At 61.3% G+C, this 17,184-nt stretch carries 9 protein-coding genes; 6 read left to right on the top strand and 3 right to left on the bottom strand.

Features of this window, described 5'->3' with window-relative positions:
• Positions 1-11: 11 nt before the first annotated feature.
• Positions 12-1,208: an acetyl-CoA C-acyltransferase gene (locus PHQ58_RS14185; protein ID WP_300111987.1), complete on the top strand. Its 1,197-nt coding sequence runs from the start codon at positions 12-14 to the stop codon at positions 1,206-1,208.
• 100 nt (positions 1,209-1,308) lie between these two features.
• Positions 1,309-2,073 carry an enoyl-CoA hydratase gene (locus tag PHQ58_RS14180; RefSeq protein WP_300111985.1) on the top strand — a complete coding sequence of 255 codons (765 nt, stop codon included), beginning with the start codon at positions 1,309-1,311 and terminating at the stop codon, positions 2,071-2,073.
• A gap of 96 nt (positions 2,074-2,169) precedes the next feature.
• On the opposite strand, the gene PHQ58_RS14175 is transcribed toward PHQ58_RS14180, so the two are convergent.
• The gene (locus tag PHQ58_RS14175; RefSeq protein WP_300111983.1) at positions 2,170-3,141 is read right to left on the bottom strand and encodes a cobalamin-dependent protein; all 972 of its coding nucleotides are present in this window, start codon (positions 3,139-3,141) and stop codon (positions 2,170-2,172) included.
• 115 nt (positions 3,142-3,256) lie between these two features.
• Between PHQ58_RS14175 and PHQ58_RS14170 the strand changes: the two genes are divergently transcribed.
• Entirely contained in the window at positions 3,257-6,205 is a 2,949-nt protein-coding gene (locus PHQ58_RS14170) for a chemotaxis protein CheB (RefSeq protein WP_300111981.1), read from the top strand.
• On the top strand, positions 6,202-8,838 hold the full coding sequence (locus tag PHQ58_RS14165) for an EAL domain-containing protein (protein ID WP_300111979.1): 2,637 nt from the start codon (positions 6,202-6,204) through the stop codon (positions 8,836-8,838). Before PHQ58_RS14170 ends, PHQ58_RS14165 begins: the two co-directional genes overlap by 4 nt.
• Positions 8,839-8,856: 18 nt before the next feature.
• Here PHQ58_RS14165 and PHQ58_RS14160 read toward each other — a convergent pair whose 3' ends face one another.
• The gene (locus tag PHQ58_RS14160) at positions 8,857-9,327 is read right to left on the bottom strand and encodes a cytochrome c (protein WP_300111977.1); all 471 of its coding nucleotides are present in this window, start codon (positions 9,325-9,327) and stop codon (positions 8,857-8,859) included.
• Between the two features lie 28 nt (positions 9,328-9,355).
• On the bottom strand, positions 9,356-12,109 hold the full coding sequence (gene glnE, locus PHQ58_RS14155; protein WP_300111975.1) for a bifunctional [glutamate--ammonia ligase]-adenylyl-L-tyrosine phosphorylase/[glutamate--ammonia-ligase] adenylyltransferase: 2,754 nt from the start codon (positions 12,107-12,109) through the stop codon (positions 9,356-9,358).
• Positions 12,110-12,141: 32 nt separating this feature from the next.
• On the opposite strand from glnE, the gene PHQ58_RS14150 reads away from it, so the two are divergent.
• Entirely contained in the window at positions 12,142-16,248 is a 4,107-nt protein-coding gene (locus PHQ58_RS14150; RefSeq protein WP_300111973.1) for a YhdP family protein, read from the top strand.
• Positions 16,245-17,084, top strand: coding sequence for a carbon-nitrogen hydrolase family protein (locus PHQ58_RS14145; RefSeq protein WP_300111971.1), 840 nt, complete (start codon positions 16,245-16,247; stop codon positions 17,082-17,084). The genes PHQ58_RS14150 and PHQ58_RS14145 overlap by 4 nt, the downstream gene beginning before the upstream one ends.
• Positions 17,085-17,184 lie beyond the last annotated feature (100 nt).

Below are 17,184 nucleotides of genomic sequence, written 5' to 3'. Positions count from 1 at the left end.
AAGAGACACTTATGAAACAAGTCCAAGAAGCCTACATTGTTGCCGCCACGCGCAGCCCCATCGGCAAATCTCACCGCGGCTATTTCCGCAACACCCGCCCGGACGACCTGCTGGTCAAGGTGCTGCAGTCTGCCTTGGCGCAGGTGCCCGGGCTGGATGTGAACGCCATTGAAGACGTGATCTGCGGCTGCGCCATTCCCGAAGGCCCGCAGGGTCTGAACATTGCCCGCATTGCCACGGTGCTGGCCGGTTTGCCGGTGAGCGTGGGTGGCATCACCGTTAACCGGTTTTGCGCGTCAGGTTTGAGCGCCATCCAGATGGCCGCTGACCGCATTCGCGTCGGTGAGGCTGAAGTGATGATCGCAGCCGGGGTCGAGAGCATGAGCATGGTGCCAATGATGGGCAACACGCCGTCACTGTCGCCTGCCATGTTTGCTAACGACGAGAACATTGGCATTGCCTATGGCATGGGCCTGACCGCTGAAAAGGTCGCCACGCAGTGGAAAGTCAGCCGCGAGGCACAAGACGCGTTTGCCCTTCAGTCGCATCAGCGTGCGCTCGCCGCACAGGCCGCCGGGCATTTTGCCGCCGAGACCACGCCGATTGAGGTAATTGACCGCGCACCGAACCTGGCCACCGGAGAAGTCATTGAGAAAAAACGGACCGTCAGCCTGGACGAAGGCGCCCGCGCCGACACCTCGCTAGAAGGTCTGGCCAAGCTCAAAACACCGTTTGCCGCGCGTGGTTTGGTGACCGCTGGCAACAGCTCGCAAACCTCGGACGGTGCTGGCGCCCTGATTCTGGCCAGCGAGAAGGCCGTCAAGCAATATGGCCTGAAGCCGCTGGCGCGGTTCGTGAGTTTTGCCGCCAAAGGTGTGCCGCCGCACTTGATGGGCATCGGCCCGATCGAGGCCATTCCGGCCGCGCTGCGTTACGCTGGCCTGACGCAAGACCAGTTGGACTGGATTGAGTTAAACGAAGCTTTTGCCGCCCAGTCACTGGCCGTCATCAACACGCTGGGGCTGGATCAGGCCAAGGTCAACCCGATGGGCGGCGCCATTGCGCTGGGCCACCCGCTGGGCGCCACCGGTGCCATTCGGGCCGCCACCCTGATCCACGGGTTGCAACGCACGCAGGGCAAATACGGCATGGTCAGCATGTGCATCGGCATGGGGCAGGGCGCAGCGGGCATTTTTGAGCGCGTCTGATACGCTATTGAACCGATACCGTGGGGTGAGCCTCACGGTGCCTGAATCGCTGAAATCCCGGCTTGCGTCGGGATTTTGTATTTGTACCCAAGGAGATTTGATGACCGATATATTGATCGACACCGCCGGTGGTGTCACCACCCTGACATTGAACCGCGTGGCCAAGAAAAACTCGCTCACGGCGGCCATGTATGCCCGCTTGGCCGACGCGTTCACCCAGGCGCAGACCGATTCGGCAGTGCGTGTGGTGGTGCTGCAAGGCCACGAGACGGTGTTCAGCGCAGGCAACGACATTGCCGACTTTTTGAAAAACCCGCCCACGTCGCCTGATGTGCCGGTGTTCCGGTTTTTGCGTGCCATCAGCGTCTTCACCAAACCCGTTGTGGCGGCGGTGTGCGGCCCTGCCGTGGGCATTGGCACCACGTTGCTGTTCCATTGCGACCTGGTGTATGCGGGTGACAACGCGGCGTTTTCCATGCCGTTTGTCAACCTGGGGGTGTGCCCGGAGGCCGCGTCGAGCTTGTTGGCGCCGCAGCGCATGGGTTATGGCCGTGCTGCCGAGGCTTTGCTGTTGGGCGACCCGTTTCTGGCCGAGGCGGCGCTTGAGATGGGCTTGATCAGCCGCATCGTGCCACCGGCAGAGGCCAGCGCGTTGGCACAGCGGCAGGCGCAGCGGCTGGCGGCTAAGCCTTTGACATCGTTGCTTGAAGCCAAGCGCCTGATGAAGCAGGGCCAGGCGGTCTTGGTGGCGCAGCGCATGGCAGAGGAGGCTGTCATTTTTGGCCGCATGCTGGGTGAGCCCGCCGCCCGCGAGGCCTTTACCGCCTTCATGGAAAAACGCCAGCCAGACTTTGTGGCGCTGTGATCCGACCGTGTGTGTGCGGCGGCGGTGCGCCCATGTGTTTTGTATATTTATAACAAATTTGCCTGTAGCCCTTGTTAATAAAGCGCAAGTAGCTATTTAATTAGTAGCAATTAAAGGCGTCCCACGTTGTGTTTTTGACAGCAGCAACCAGCGTTGCACGGCCTGGGGTGTGTTGCCAAACACCTGGCAGCCCGCCAGATCAGCCGCCGTCAGCGCCGCACAGCCGCTGCCCCCAACCCACAGCTCGCATCCCGCCGGCAAACCTGCCAGCAGACTGCTGACATAGTGGCGGATGTCCGGGGGCGCGAGGCAAGCACTGATAGAAATGCCCACCACGCCAACCTGCAGTTCATGCACGCTTTGCAGCACCTCAGGCCACGGGGTTTGCACGCCCAGATCGATGCAATCGGCGCCTTGCAAGGCCAATTGGGCGTGCAGCGCCAGCAGCCCCAAGCCGTGTAATTCGCCCGGCGGCGTGGTCAACAGCACACGCGGCCGGGTGTGGGCGTGCCCCGGCTCTGGCAGCGCACGCAGTACCACTTGGCGCACGCTGTCGGTGTAGCGGTGCTCGGCGGCAATGCTCAAGCGCTGCAGGAGCCAGGCTTGGCCCACTGCGTCGTTGAAGGCGGGCATCAGGTAGGCCACAAAGGCGGCCAAGCCGTGCTGGGTCAGGCTGCGTTGCAAAAAAAGTGCCACTGAACCCGGGTCGCTGTCCGGCGCCAGGGCCTCGAGCAAGGCTTGTACGGACGCTGACAGCTCCTCACTTGAGGGTTCTGGCGGCAAGGCGTGGCTGCTGCTGCGGGCATCCAGCAGCGCTTGCAGTTGTGCCGCACTCTGGGGCACCAAAGCGCCGGCGCGCAGTCCCTTGTCCAGCAACCGGCTGATGAGTTTGAGTTTGGCCACATCTGCGGCGAGATACTCACGCTGGCCGCGTGCGCCACGTTTGGGCTGCGGAAACTGGTAACGCAGCTCCCACTTGCGCAACACTTCCCGCGACAAGCCCGTGCAGTGTTCGATGTCGGCCAGACTCAAGTGGGCCGCTACGCTTTCAGAATTGACCTGTGTCATGCTTTATTGTTTGTCCAGGACAAAGTACAAAAAAGGGATAATTGAACCACGGCAGCTTGATCCAGACCAACGGTGGAGTCGCTGATTTTGTTGGTTGGTTGTCTGAAAGTTTTGCATGTCTTTTGATCAAGTTGCTGCACCAATGGTTGTGGCACAAGCAGCGGTAAGTACCCCACATATTGTGGCGGTTGGCGCCTCAGCAGGTGGCCTTGAGGCGTTGGAGAGATTTTTTGACGGACTGTCCTGCGACTCCGGGGCCACCTTTGTCATCATTCAACACCTGTCGCCCGATCACAAAAGCATGATGGCCAACTTGCTTTCGCGCCACACCGCCATGCCGGTGGTGATGGTTGAACAAGACATGCCGATTGAGCCCAACCGGGTCTACCTGATTCCCCCGGGCGCCATCATGCACATGGGCGAGGGCAAACTCAACCTGACCCCCAAAAACCCGCGCACACTGACCCTGCCGATTGACGTGTTCTTCAAGTCGGTGGCTGCGCACTATGGCGAGCACTGTGTCGGCGTGGTGCTCTCAGGCACCGGCTCAGACGGTACCCGGGGCGCTGCCGCCATCAACGATGCCGGTGGCTTCTTGATTGCCCAGGAGCCGTTGGATGCCAAGTTTGACGGCATGCCGCGCAGTGTGATTGCCACCGGCTTGGTTGATGCCATTTTGCCGGTGGACCAGATTGGCGCGCGCCTGCTGGCGCACATCACCAACCAGCCGATTGTGCAGGCCGCCGTGGCGCTGGAGGTGCATGCAGACCGCGCCTTGGCCATCAGCCCGGAGGCGGCGCTGAACGGCATCATGCATTTGCTGCTGCAAATTGGCGGCATTGATTTTCAGGAGTACAAATCAGGCACCGTGATGCGGCGCATTGAGCGGCGCATGAACGTGCGCCAGGTGACCTCGCTGGAAACCTACCTTGAACTTCTGGGAGATGACCGCAACGAGGTGCTCACGCTGCGACGTGAGTTGCTGATTCCTGTGACCAGCTTTTTCCGCGATGCCGATGCCTTTGAGATTTTGGCGCGTCAGGTGGTGGAGCCCCTGGTGGCCAAAAAGCAGGCTGGAGAGTCGATCCGGGTCTGGATGGCGGCGGTGTCGACCGGCGAAGAAGCCTATTCGGTGGCGATGCTTTTTTTGGAGGCCTTTGACCAACTCAAGCGCTGGCCCAGCCTGAAGATATTTGCCACCGATGTCGAGCAACAAAATGTGGAGACGGCTGGCTCGGGCACTTACCCCGAATCGATTGCTGCCGAGGTGTCACCGCAGCAGCTGGAGCGCTTTTTTGTCAGACAGGGCAACAACTTTGTGGTGAAAAACGAGCTGCGCCAGTGCATTGTGTTTGCCCGTCACAACCTACTGAACGACCCCCCCTTTACCCGCATGGACCTTGTGGTGTGCCGCAATGCGCTGATTTACTTTCGCTCAGTCGCCCAGGAGCGCGCGCTCAAGCGCCTGCAGTACGCCTTGCTACCGGGGGGCCATTTCTTTCAGGGTTCAAGCGAATCCTTAGGTGATTTGCAAAAAGACTTTAGCCCGGTGAGTGCCCGCCACAAAATCTGGGAAATGGTGCGGCCTATGAGTCATCCGCTGGATGTATCAAAGGGCCCGGTGTCTGGCTACGGTTATGGCGTGGCGTTAACGGCCAGCCAAAAAAGCCGCCCCAACCGCTTGAAACCGACCGCCGTCGATCAGGGTTTTGCCACTTTGCTGAAAGCCTTCACTCCGCCTGCTGCCATTTTGGTCAACGGGCGTCATGAGCTGGTGCACTCATACGGTGAGGTGCATCGCTTCTTGCAGCTGCGCGAGGGCCATGCCAGCCTGGACATGAACCGGATCTTGCCTGATCCGCTGGTGCCGGTGGCTGTGGCGCTGGTCTTCAAGGCCGGGCGTGAAGGTGTGAGTGTCAGCTCTGACCGGCTCAAATTCACCACCCCTGAAGGGGACGTTGAGTACATGCGCCTGAGCGCCTGGCCGGTGGAAGCGGTCGAAGGCGAGCGCCTGACCCTGTTGGCTTTTGAGTCGGTGCAGGCCGGCCAGCCTGCTGACGCGGCCCACACCATTGACCTCGACTCTGAAACCGCCGAGCGCATGGAGGTGCTGGAGCGTGAACTCAGCGCCACCCGCGAAAGCCTGCAAGCCACCGTGGAAGAGCTGGAGACGTCGAACGAAGAGTTGCAGTCCACCAATGAGGAGTTGATGAGCTCCAATGAAGAATTGCAAAGCTCCAACGAAGAATTGCAGTCGGTCAACGAAGAACTCAACACGGTCAACGCCGAGTACCAGGAAAAAATTGACATCCTGAACCGCCTGAACGCTGACCTGGACAACATGGCCCAAGCCGTGTCGGCGGGCACGGTGTTTGTGGACGACCACATGCACCTGACCCGCTTCAGCCCCGATGCCACCCACATCTTCAGGCTGCGCGACTCTGACATTGGTCGCCCGCTGGACGACCTGGCGCACACCCTGCTGTACCCTGAGCTGATTGCCGACTTGGCCCGCACACTCAAAGACGGCAACAAGGTCGAGAAGGAAATACGCGGCATCAACGGCCTGCACTACTTTGTGCGCATGTTGCCTTACAGCGTGCCCTCAAGCAGCGCCAAGGGCGCCGTGATCACCTTCATGGATGTGACGGCCTTGCATGAGGTGTCGCGCCTGCAGCACATCATTGATTCACTGTCCGAGCACATTGCCGTGCTCAACAGTGCTGGCGTCATCACCTTGGTGAACACCGCCTGGCGGCAGTTTGCGCTCGCCAATGGCGACCCGGCCTTGGCGTTTTCTGGCCCCGGAGTGAACTATCTGGAGGTCTGCAAAGACCTGCACGAGGCGCCCGACCCCACGGCCATGAGCGCCCAGCGTGGCGTGCGTGAGGTGCTGGAAGGCCGCCGGCCGCATTTTTCGCTGGAATACCCCTGTCACTCGCCCAACGAGGAGCGCTGGTTTGTCATGCACGTGTCGGCCGTTGGCGGCGAGCAGCCGGGGGCCGTGGTCAGCCACGTCAACATCACCGAGTGGCGCAAGCTCGCCGCCGGGGTTGCGCCATGAATTTTCCTGAAGAACCCGTGCTGCAAAAAACAGAGCGTTTGCAGCTTTTGAAGCAACGCGCGCAGGTGGTTTTGGCGCAAAGTGACAGAGGACCCGGCAACGACCTGGTCGACCCGCTTGAAGCGGTCAAGCTATTGGAAGACCTGCGCATTTACCAGGTCGAGCTGGAGCTGCAAAACGACGAGCTGCGGGCTGCCCAACTGGCGGGCGAGCTGGCTCGCAAACGTTATCAGACACTGTTTGAGCAAATGCCCTTGCCGGCCATGGTGGTGGATGGTCAAGGTTTGGTGGAAGATTGCAATCAGCTTGCTGACGCACAGTTGGGCCGACGCCGGCGCTTTGCGACGTCTGATGCCCGCCTCTGGCAAAACATCAACCGGGACGACAGCACCCGCCTGCACGTTGCGTTGCGCGACCTGGCCCAGGGGGAGACCCTGGTGCTGCACCATGTGATGATGGGTGAGCGTGGTGCGCAAACCCAGGTGTTTGACATGCACTTGATGGGCTTGTCAATCGACTACAAACTCGACCGCCGGGTTCAGATATTGCTGGTCGATCGCACGGCAGAGGTGGCGCGCGAGCAAGACCAGCGCTTCTATTCACTGCTGCTCGATTCCAGTGACAGCTTCATTTACGCCGCAGACACTGAGGGCAAGATGTTGTTGGCCAACCAAACCATGCTGAACTTTTTGGGGTGCCGCCGCGAAGACGTGCAGGGCCAGGCGCGTGTTGCGTTCTTGCCCGTGCATGACGCCATTTTGCACACCGAAGCTGATCAGAAAGTGCTGCAAAGCGGTCAAGCCATCACCTTGGAAGAGCAGTTGCATCTGGCACAACCACGCGGGAAACTTGAATTTTTGACACACAAGTTTCCCCTGCACGATTCGGCTGGGCGGATTTACGGAGTGGGCGGCATCTCGACAGATATCACCGTGCTGAAAGACCAGCAGCGCCAGATGCTGTTAAGCGAAACCGTGTTCATGAGCTCGCAGGAGTCCATCATCATCACCGATGCTCAGACCTGCATCGTGCGGGTCAACCCGGCCTTTGCCCGCCAAACGGGGTTTTCTGCTGAGGTGGTGTTGGGCCGAAAGACCAGCATTCTGAAATCAGGTCGCCAGGACAAGGCGTTTTACGACGCCATGTGGAAGAGCATCAATGAGCTTGGCCACTGGTCGGGTGAGGTTAACAACCGCCGCGCCGATGGCAGTAGCTATACCGTGTGGAGCGCCATCAATGCCGTGCGTGATGAGACTGGCACGGTCATTCATTACATCGCCGTGCAAACCGATGTGACGCAACTGCACAACACCCAGTTGGCATTGGCGCACCAGGCGGCCTACGACGGCCTGACGGGCCTGCCCAATCGCTCGCTGTTTAATGACCGTATTGCCCAGTTGATGGCCTTGTCGCGGCGGCATCAGAAGGCGTTTGCGCTGTTGTTTGTGGACCTGGATCGTTTCAAGGACGTCAATGACACGTTGGGCCACCAGGTGGGTGATGACCTGTTGCGCCAGATTGCCCAGCGCTTGCAGGCGGTGGTGCGCACCGAGGACACGGTGGCGCGTATTGGCGGCGATGAATTCGTGGTGCTGTTGCCAGACACAGATGAGCTTGGCGCACAGGCTGTGGCCAGCAATTTGCTGGATCGGTTGCGCCAGCCCGTGCAGTTGGAGTCGGCCCTGTCTTACCGCCCCATGGCGAGCCTTGGGTTAGCCGTGTTCCCGCGGGATGGTGACACCCCTGATTTGCTGCTGCGCAGTGCAGATCTGGCCATGTACGGTGCCAAGCTGGGCGGGCGTAACCGCATGGCCAGCTACACGCCCGAGATGAGCCAAGTCAATGACCATGCGTTTGCCATCCAAACCGAGCTGGTCGAGGCCATTGAGCAACAGCAGCTGAGGGTGTACTTTCAGCCCAAGTGCCGTTTGAGCGACGGTGCGCTGATGGGCGCTGAGGCCTTGGTGCGCTGGCAGCGTCCCGGCAACGGGCTGGTGTTGCCTGGTGAATTCATCGGTGTGGCGGAAAAATGCGGTCTGCTGGTGGCGTTAGACCACTGGGTGATGAATGAGGCCTTGCGTCAGCTGGGCGATTGGGTGGCGGCTGGCCTGTGGCGCTCTCCGTGGCGCTTGTCGGTGAACCAGAATGTGGCCGACCTGCAGCGCCCCGACATGCTGGCGCAGTTGCAGCAGGTGCTGCAGACGCACCGGGTCAGCGCCAGTGCGCTTGAACTTGAGATCACCGAGGACGCCTTGTTGCAACATACACCGGAGCAGTTGGCGCGCCTTGACGAGTTGCGCGCCATGGGCGTGGAGGTGTCGATCGACGACTTCGGCACAGGTTACTCCAGCCTGGCTTACCTGCGCCAATTGCCGGTGTCGGTGATCAAGATTGACCGGAGTTTTGTCAGCGGCATGCTGGCCAACGAGAACGATGCCGTGTTGGTGCAAACCATTGTGGACATGGCGCACAACCTGGGACACACGCTGGTGGCGGAAGGCATTGAGCAAGAGGCCCAGCGGGCGCATTTGGCAGCGTTGGGGGCTGAGCTGGGGCAAGGCTATTTGTTTGGACGTGCCGTCAGTGCAGATGAGTTTACGGTGCGCTGGCTTGCGCCTGTTGCATCAGATTAGTGCTTGGGCCCGGCCCGCTTAGTTGCTGCTGGCAGTCTCATTGCGAAACTTGTCGTGGCAGCTCTTACAGCTTTTTTGCACGGCATCGACGCTGTCGCGAATGGCCGGCATGTCGGCGTTTCCTGACACGTCCACCAGTTTGTTCACGGCCGCCAGATAGCTGTCCTGAGCCTGTTTAAATTCACCGGCCTTGCTCCAGACTTCGGGCTTGGCGCGGGTGGGCGGGTAATTGCCGTCGGCGGTGAAATAGGCCCAGGGCTGGGTTGAGAGTTCTTGCAGGGCTTGCGCATTGGCCATGAACTCGACCCTGACATAGTCTTGCCGGTCGCGTGCCACCATGCCCATGGGCTCCAGTGCTTTGGTGAATTTCTTGAAGATGGCCAGGCGCTTGGTCAAGACTTGTTGCGGGTGGGTGTCTTTGACGCGGTCGCTGCAGGCCGTGAGTGTCGTAACTGCGGCGATGAGCGTGAGCAGGAAGATTTTATTCATTGAAATAGTGTGCGTGACAGGTCGGGGGTTAAGGTGAAACGGTGTGTGTGTCTGTAACTGGCTGGCCTGGCTGACCTGACTGTTCGCCAAGCGTAAACACAGTGTGCCAGAGCGTCAGGATGGCGTTGCACTCGGCCTGCAGCTGTTCAGGCGCCACATGGATGGGCGCTTCGTCCAGGCGGGCTTTGTGTTGCATTTGGCGCATGATGCGGTAGGCGCTGGCCGCTGCGTGGCCCACGCCGTCAGGCAACAGGCCAAGCGCTTGGGCACGTTCGAGCAGGGCAATGTTGCCAGCGTTGGCCAGCAACTCCGGGTGGCTAGCGGCCTGTGACAGCACCAGAAACTGCATCACAAACTCGGCGTCAATCATGCCGCCCGGGCTGTATTTGATGTCGAATTTGCCAGGTTTTTCCGGATGCGCATGGGCCATGCGTTCGCGCATCGCGGCAATCTCTTGGCGCAGGCTACTTGAGTCGCGTGGCGCGGTGATTACCGCCAGGCGCACGGCGTCAAAGCGCTCGCGCAGGGCAGCATCACCCAGCACGCAGCGTGCCCGTGTCATGGCCTGGTGCTCCCAGGTCCAAGCGGTGTTGGAGCCGCGCTGTTGTTGGTAGTTGGCATAAGAAGCAAAGCTGGTGATCAGCAGGCCGGCGTTGCCATTGGGCCGCAGCGCGGTGTCAATCTCATACAGGTCACCTTCGCCGGTTTTTACCGTGAGCCAGTTGATGAGCTTGCGCACCAGGGCGGCGTAGGCTTCGGGCGCATTTTCATCGTCGTCGTCATAGACGAACACAATGTCCAGGTCGCTGCCGTAGCCGAGCTCTTTGCCACCCAACTTGCCGTAGGCAATGATGCCAAAGCGGGGCTGCTCGCGGTGCGCTTTTTTCAGCAGCGACCAACACCACCGGGTGGTGACGCGCAACACGGCGTCGGCCAGCGCGCTCAGGTCATCGGCCACTTCTTCAACCGTGAGCTTGCCTTCCACATCGCGTGCCAGGGTGCGAAACACCTCGGCGTGGTGGGCACGGCGCAACAGGTTCAGCAGGGCTTCGTCGTCGTCCTCGCCAGTGCCTTTGAGTGCATTGCGGCGGTGGTCCAGGTCGGCTTCAAACTCTTCTGCGTTGAAACGTTCAAAAAAGATGTCGGAAGCAGCCAGTTCGTCAATCACGCCAGGGTGCAGCATCAGGTATTTGGCCGGCCAGCGGGCTGCCCCCAACAGACGCAGAAGGCGTTCATGCACGTTGGGGCGCTCCAGCAGCAACGCCAGGTAGCTTTCGCGGCGCAGCAGGGGCTCGACCCAGTCCACCAGGCGCACGGCGGCAGCTTCGCTCGCGACACCTTCCTTGACCCATTGCGCGGTGCGCGACAGCAGCCGCATCAGGCGCGCACGCGCCTCGTCGCGGAGCGCCAGGATGCGCGGGTTGTCACGCCAGGTGTCCAGGCGTTGGCGTAGCGTGTCACCGAGTTGTGGCAGCAGGTCTTCCATGGTGCCGTTGGCATTGGCGGGCTTGCCGTTCTGGCAGCCTTTGCACTCGGGCTCGGGGCCACCCAGCAGTTTGTCGAATTCTTGCGCCACCAGTTCGCGGTGGGCATCGAGCTGGCTGAGCAGTTGTTGCGAGGTCTCAAAACCCATGGTCTGGGCGATCCAGCTGAGGTCTTGGTCTTGCGTGGGCAGCACATGCGTTTGCTGGTCGTCCAGGTACTGAATGCGGTGTTCAAGCTGGCGCAGGAAGACGTAGGCCTTGGCCAGGCCTTCGGCGGCTGGCGCCTGCATCAGCCCGGCGCGCACCAGGCGCGGCAAGGCGCTCAAGGTGGGGCGCGTGCGCAGTTCGGGAAACTGGCCGCCGCGCACCACTTGCAGCAACTGCACGGTGAACTCGATCTCGCGGATGCCACCGCGCGAGAGCTTCACGTCATTGGCGCGCTCGGGGTGACCGGCACTGCGTCGAGAAGCGTGTTCGCGAATTTGCCGATGCAGCACGCGCAAGGAATCGAACACGCTGTAGTCCAGGTAGCGCCTGAACACAAAGGGCATCACGACTTGGCGCAGGGCCAGAATGGCGCCACTGGTGACGCTCTCGGTGGGCGCCACCACCCGGCTCTTCAGCCAGGCAAAACGCTCCCATTCACGGCCCTGCACATGCAAATACTCTTCCAGTGCGTCAAGCGACACGGCGGCTGGCCCTGAGTTGCCGTTGGGCCGAAGCGCTAGGTCGACCCGGAAAACAAAGCCGTGCTCGGTTGTGTCGCCCACCAGCGCGTAGACGGCACGCACCACTTTGCCAAAGTACTCGTGGTTGGTGATGCGGCCACGCCCAAGCTCGACCCCGGTGGTGTCGCCGTCCTCGTCGTAGACATAAATCAGGTCAATGTCGCTTGATACATTGAGCTCACGTGCGCCGAGTTTGCCCATGCCGACGATCCACAGCTGGGCTCGCTGGCCTGAGGCCGTCAGGGGCGCACCGTGGGTTGCGTCCATTGCGGCCTGGGCTTCGGTCAGGGCTTCATTGAGCGCAAACTCGGCCAGATCGGTCATGGCCTGGGTCACGTCGGCCAACGGAAGTTGTTGTTCGCAGTCCAGCTGCATCAAACGCTCGATCACCAGCTGGCGGGTGATGCGCAGCGCGTTGGCGCTGTTTTGCCCTTGCGCCTTGAGCGTGTCAAAGCTGGCTTTGAGCAGGGTGGGGCCAGGCGTGCCGGGCGGAAGGACGTGCAATTGGCCCTCGTAACGGCGGTGAATACGCTGGGCAAATCGGGAATGGAGTGCGAAGGGGCCGGTCATAATTCTGCTTTAACCACTACGTTTTGATCAATGTGTCGCTCCTTCCCTCCAAACTGCTGAAAACCTGGTCCGGTCTGACCCGCTGGCTGCTGGGTATGGTGGTCTTGGCTTGGCTGCTGTTGGGGCTGGTTTGGGGGGCGCTGCACTGGTGGATTGTGCCGCGAATCGATCAATTTCGCCCACAGCTCGAAGCGCAGGCCTCGCGCGCCCTGGGTGTACCGGTACGCGTGGGGGCCATCGTTGCTCAATCCAACGGCATGGTGCCGTCGTTTGAACTGACCGACGTGACGCTAATGGACGCCCAGGGTCGGGTGGCGTTAAGCCTGCCGCGCGTGCTGGTGGCGATTTCTCCGCGTTCCTTGTGGCGCCTGGGGTTTGAGCAGGTCTACATTGACCAACCTAAACTCGATGTGCGGCGCCTGCCCGATGGCCGCATCACCGTGGCTGGACTGGACGTGACCGACACCGGCGGCGCAGATTTCGCTGCGCTGGACTGGTTTTTTTCACAGATTGAATTTGTGCTGCACGGCGGCGTGGTGCGCTGGACCGACGAGCAACGCGGACTGGAGCCAGTGGTGCTGCAAGACGTGAAGGCGGTGGTGCGCAACCGGGGGCGGCACCATGACATGCGGCTGGACGCCACGCCGCCGCAAGCCTGGGGGGAGCGCTTGAGCGTGCGCGGGCGCTTTATGCAGCCCTTGCTTTCCCGGCAAAACGGACGCTGGCAGACTTGGGAGGGTCAACTCTATGCGGCGTTTGAGCGGGTCGATTTGTCCGAATTGCGCCGGTATGTCAATTTGGGTGTCGATGTCAGCCAGGGTCGGGGTGCCTTGCGGGCTTGGGTTGATGTCAGTCAGGGTGTCGCCACCGGCGCGGTGGCCGACGTGGCGCTGGCGCAGGTGAACGTGACCTTGGCCAAAGATTTGCAGCCCTTGGCGCTGCAGCAAGTGCAGGGGCGTGTCGGCGGGCGTTTGCTGGCCGGGGGTTTTGAGGTGACCACTCAAAACCTGGCGTTTGAAGCCGCGGACGGATTGCGCTGGCCCGGCAGCAACGTGCAGGTGCTGTTCATGCGGGGTGAAGGCCAGATACCGGCGCGGGGCGAGTTGCGCGCAGACAAGCTTGATCTGGCGGCGTTGGCTCAAGTGGTTCAACGCATCCCCGTAGAAGCCGAGGTGCGTGAACTTCTGCTGCGATACGCGCCTAAAGGTGTGGGCGAGCAATTGGCCCTGACCTGGCAGGGACCGCTGAGTGCGCCGAAAAGCTACACCGCCAAGGGTAAGTTCAGCCAGCTTGAATGGGCCGCGGTGGCGCAAGCGCCGGGGGTTCGGGGCTTGAGTGTCGACTTTGATCTGGACCAGAAGTCTGGACGGGCCGGTGTGCGCATTGACCAGGGCGCGGTGGACTTGCCCAGCGTTTTTCAGGACAGCCTGGTGGATGTGGCGCAGCTCACTGCGCAGGCGCGCTGGCAGCTCAAGGATGAGCGCATCGCTGTGCAGCTCTCGGATGTGAGTTTTGTCAACGCCGACGCCCAGGGTCAGGCGCAAATCAAATGGGAAACCTCTGACCCCGCCAAGTCAGCCAGTCGCAGCCGGTTTCCGGGGGTGCTGGACCTGCAGGCCACGCTCAGCCGCGCCAATGGCACTCGGGTGCACCGTTATTTGCCGCTGGTGATCGACCAGGCAGCGCGCGACTATGTCAAGAACGCCATCACAGCAGGCGGCGCCAGCAATGTGCGTTTTGCCATCAGGGGTGACATCGACCAGTTGCCAACGATTGACCCGCGCCAGGGCAGTTTCAGAATCAGCGCCGATGTGAAAGATGCAGCCATGGCCTTTGTGCCGACCGCGCTGCAGGAGCCGCAAGAACTGCCGTGGCCCACCTTGACCGGGCTCAGTGGCGAACTGGTAATTGACCGCATGCAGCTGCATGTGAAAGACGCCCGTGCCAAGCTGGCCGAGGCACCCGCAGTGCAGGTGATCAAAGCCAATGTGACCATCGCCGACTTGAACAAAACCACGGTCGTCGTGGACGCCGACTTCAAGGGGCTGCTGCCCGATGCTTTGCGGGTGATCAATGGCTCACCGATTGGCGGCTTGATTGGCCATGCCCTGGCGCGCACCGTGACCAGCGGTGACGCCGACATCAAGCTCAAACTGGCGCTGCCGATTGCGCAACTGGACAAATCCACGGTGCAGGGCAGCGTGGTGCTGGCGGGCAACGACGTGCACGTCACGCCCGATAGTCCCAAGCTCTTCAACGCCCGTGGGGCCATCAACTTCAGCCAGACCGGCTTCACCCTGACGGGTGTGCAGGCCCGCATGTTGGGCGGCGATGCACGCCTTGAGGGCGGTTTGGTGTTGGCCCCAGGTGGCGACACCACGCGTGCCACGCCCACGTTGATTCGGGCCACCGGCACGGCTAGCGCCGAGGGTCTGCGCCAGGCGACCGAGCTTGGATTTGTTGCCCGTCTTGCGCGCCAGGCCAGTGGCAGCGCTGCCTATAGTGCCACGCTAGGTTTTCGCAAGGGTGTGCCCGAGTTGCTGGTGCAAAGCAACCTGCAAGGCATGGCCTTGACCCTGCCTGACCCGTTGCAAAAAGGCGCTGTCACTGCGCTTTCTCTGCGCCTGCAGACCGAGTTGTTGAATGGATTGGCGCAAGCTGGCGGGCCCGCCATGCCAGTGAGTGACCGCCTGAGCCTGAGCGTGGGCCAGCTCGGCAGTGCGGTGTACGAGCGCGATGTGTCGGGCGAAACGCCACGCGTGTTGCGCGGCGCCATTGGGATCGGGCTGGATGCTCAGGAAGCCGTGCCGCTGTTGGCACAAGGCGTCAGCGCCAGCATCAAGCTGCCCCGTTTCAATGTGGATGCGTGGCAAGACGCGTTGTCACAGGTGGCCGGTGCATCACTTTCACCAGCCGCTGCGTCTGTTCCCGCGAATGTCTCGGCCTCCAGTGACTTCAGTCAGGCGCTGGCGTATTTGCCCGCCACCTTGGCGATACGCGCAGATGCCTTGACGTTTGGCGGGCGCCAATTCAACCAGATGGTGATTGGTGGCAGCCGCGACGGTACCTTGTGGCGCGCCAACTTGAATGCCACCGAACTCAATGGCTACCTGGAGTACCGCCAGGGATCGGACGGCAACACGATCAACGGCGCTGGCCGGGTTTACGCGCGGCTGGCTCGCTTGACGATTGCGCCCTCGGCCGAGTCTGATGTGGAGGCGCTGCTGGATGCCCAGCCAGCCAGTATCCCGGCGCTGGACATTGTGGTGGATGACCTGGAGTTGCGCGGCAAACGTTTTGGCCGCCTTGAGGTGGAGGCCATCAACCGCATGGCCAGCAGCAGCGGGGCGGCGGGTGTGCGTGAATGGCGCTTGAACAAGTTCAACCTGAGTGTGCCAGAAGCGACGCTGGTGGCCAGTGGCAACTGGGCGCGCCTGAATGCGCAAAGTGCAGCCATCAGCAGCCCGGCCTCTGTGGAGCGCCGGCGCACCGTGCTGAATTTCAAGCTGGATATTGTCAACGGCGGCGCGCTGCTGGCGCGTTTTGGCATGAAAGACGTGGTGCGCCGGGCCAGTGGCAATCTGGAAGGTCAGGTGGCCTGGATGGGCTCGCCCCTGAAGCTGGATTACCCGACGCTGGGCGGCGCCTTCTCTGTCAACGTGGCCTCGGGCCAGTTCCTCAAGGCTGACCCGGGCATTGCCAAGCTGTTTGGTGTGTTGAGCCTGCAGTCTTTGCCGCGGCGCCTGACGCTGGATTTTCGCGACGTTTTCAGCGACGGTTTTGCCTTTGACTTTTTGCGCGGCGATGTCACCGTGGACCACGGCATTGCTTACACCAACAACCTGCAGATGAAAGGCGTGAATGCCGCCGTGTTGATGGAAGGCCGGGCCGACATTGCCAATGAAACGCAGGATTTAAAGGTGGTGGTGGTGCCGGAAATCAACGCTGGCACGGCCTCATTGATAGCGACGGTGATCAACCCTGCTGTGGGTTTAGGCACCTTTCTGGCGCAAATGTTTTTGCGCCGTCCGCTGATTGAATCCAACACGCAGGAGTTTCGTGTGGATGGCAGCTGGACCGACCCCCATGTGACCAAAGTGTCACGAACACCCACCCAACCCAAGGAAAAAACGCCATGAAAGTTGCCGTGATTCAGATGGTGTCCGGCTCGGACGTGTCGGTAAACCTGGCGCAGGCCCAGGCCTTGCTTGAGTTGGCGGCGCGCCAAGGCGCCGAGTTGGCCGTGCTGCCCGAGTACTTTTGCCTGATGGGTCAGCGGGATGCTGACAAGCTGGCCATTGGCGAGGCGTATGGCAGCGGTCCGCTGCAGCAATTCTTGGCTGACAGCGCACGCAGTCTGGGCTTGTGGCTGGTGGGAGGCACGCTGCCGTTGATCAGCCCGACCGCCAGTGAGGCTGCGCCCCCGGTCACGGCGCGGGTCAGCAACAGCAGCCTGGTGTTTTCACCACAGGGTGCCTGCGTAGCGCGCTACGACAAAATTCACCTGTTTCGCTTTGACAATGGCCAGGAACGCTACGACGAGTCATTGGTGCTCACGGCAGGTAGCCAGCCGGTGACGTTTGATTTGCCTTCTAAAGACGGTCACATCTGGCGCATTGGCTTGAGCGTGTGTTACGACCTGCGTTTTCCCGAGTTGTACCGGGCTTATGCCAGCGCGGGGGCGCACCTGATGCTGGTGCCCAGTGCCTTTATCTACACCACTGGGCAGGAACATTGGGAGGTGCTGCTGCGCGCCCGCGCCATTGAAAACCTGTCGTTTGTGGCGGCTGCCGCGCAAGGTGGCCTGCACGACAACCAGCGCCGCACCTGGGGCCACGCCATGCTGGTTGACCCGTGGGGAAAGTTGCTCGCACAGCAGGCGCAAGAGGCTGGCGTGGTGCTGGCTGATTTTGACTTTGACGCCCTGATTGCCTGCCGCAGCCGTTTGCCTGCGTTGCAGCACCGCGTGTTATGAGGCGTGTCATGAGCCTTGTTTTAGCAGGGTTGCAGCGCGCCGGACTACTGGCCCTGGCTGCTGTGCTGGTGGCTTGTGGCAGCGCCCCCCGCATCCCGTT

Source organism: Rhodoferax sp., from assembly GCF_028688795.1.
In the GTDB taxonomy this organism is placed as follows: domain Bacteria; phylum Pseudomonadota; class Gammaproteobacteria; order Burkholderiales; family Burkholderiaceae_C; genus Rhodoferax.
The sequence above is the reverse complement of the archived record's forward strand: the minus strand, read 5'-3'. Positions and strand labels throughout refer to the sequence as shown.

Coding starts and splice junctions, on each gene's coding strand:
- PHQ58_RS14185 (WP_300111987.1), top strand. CDS start 12: ATGAAACAAGTCCAAGAAGCCTACATTGTTGCCGCCACGCGCAGCCCC.
- PHQ58_RS14180 (WP_300111985.1), top strand. CDS start 1,309: ATGACCGATATATTGATCGACACCGCCGGTGGTGTCACCACCCTGACA.
- PHQ58_RS14175 (WP_300111983.1), bottom strand. CDS start 3,141: ATGACACAGGTCAATTCTGAAAGCGTAGCGGCCCACTTGAGTCTGGCC.
- PHQ58_RS14170 (WP_300111981.1), top strand. CDS start 3,257: ATGTCTTTTGATCAAGTTGCTGCACCAATGGTTGTGGCACAAGCAGCG.
- PHQ58_RS14165 (WP_300111979.1), top strand. CDS start 6,202: ATGAATTTTCCTGAAGAACCCGTGCTGCAAAAAACAGAGCGTTTGCAG.
- PHQ58_RS14160 (WP_300111977.1), bottom strand. CDS start 9,327: ATGAATAAAATCTTCCTGCTCACGCTCATCGCCGCAGTTACGACACTC.
- glnE (WP_300111975.1), bottom strand. CDS start 12,109: ATGACCGGCCCCTTCGCACTCCATTCCCGATTTGCCCAGCGTATTCAC.
- PHQ58_RS14145 (WP_300111971.1), top strand. CDS start 16,245: ATGAAAGTTGCCGTGATTCAGATGGTGTCCGGCTCGGACGTGTCGGTA.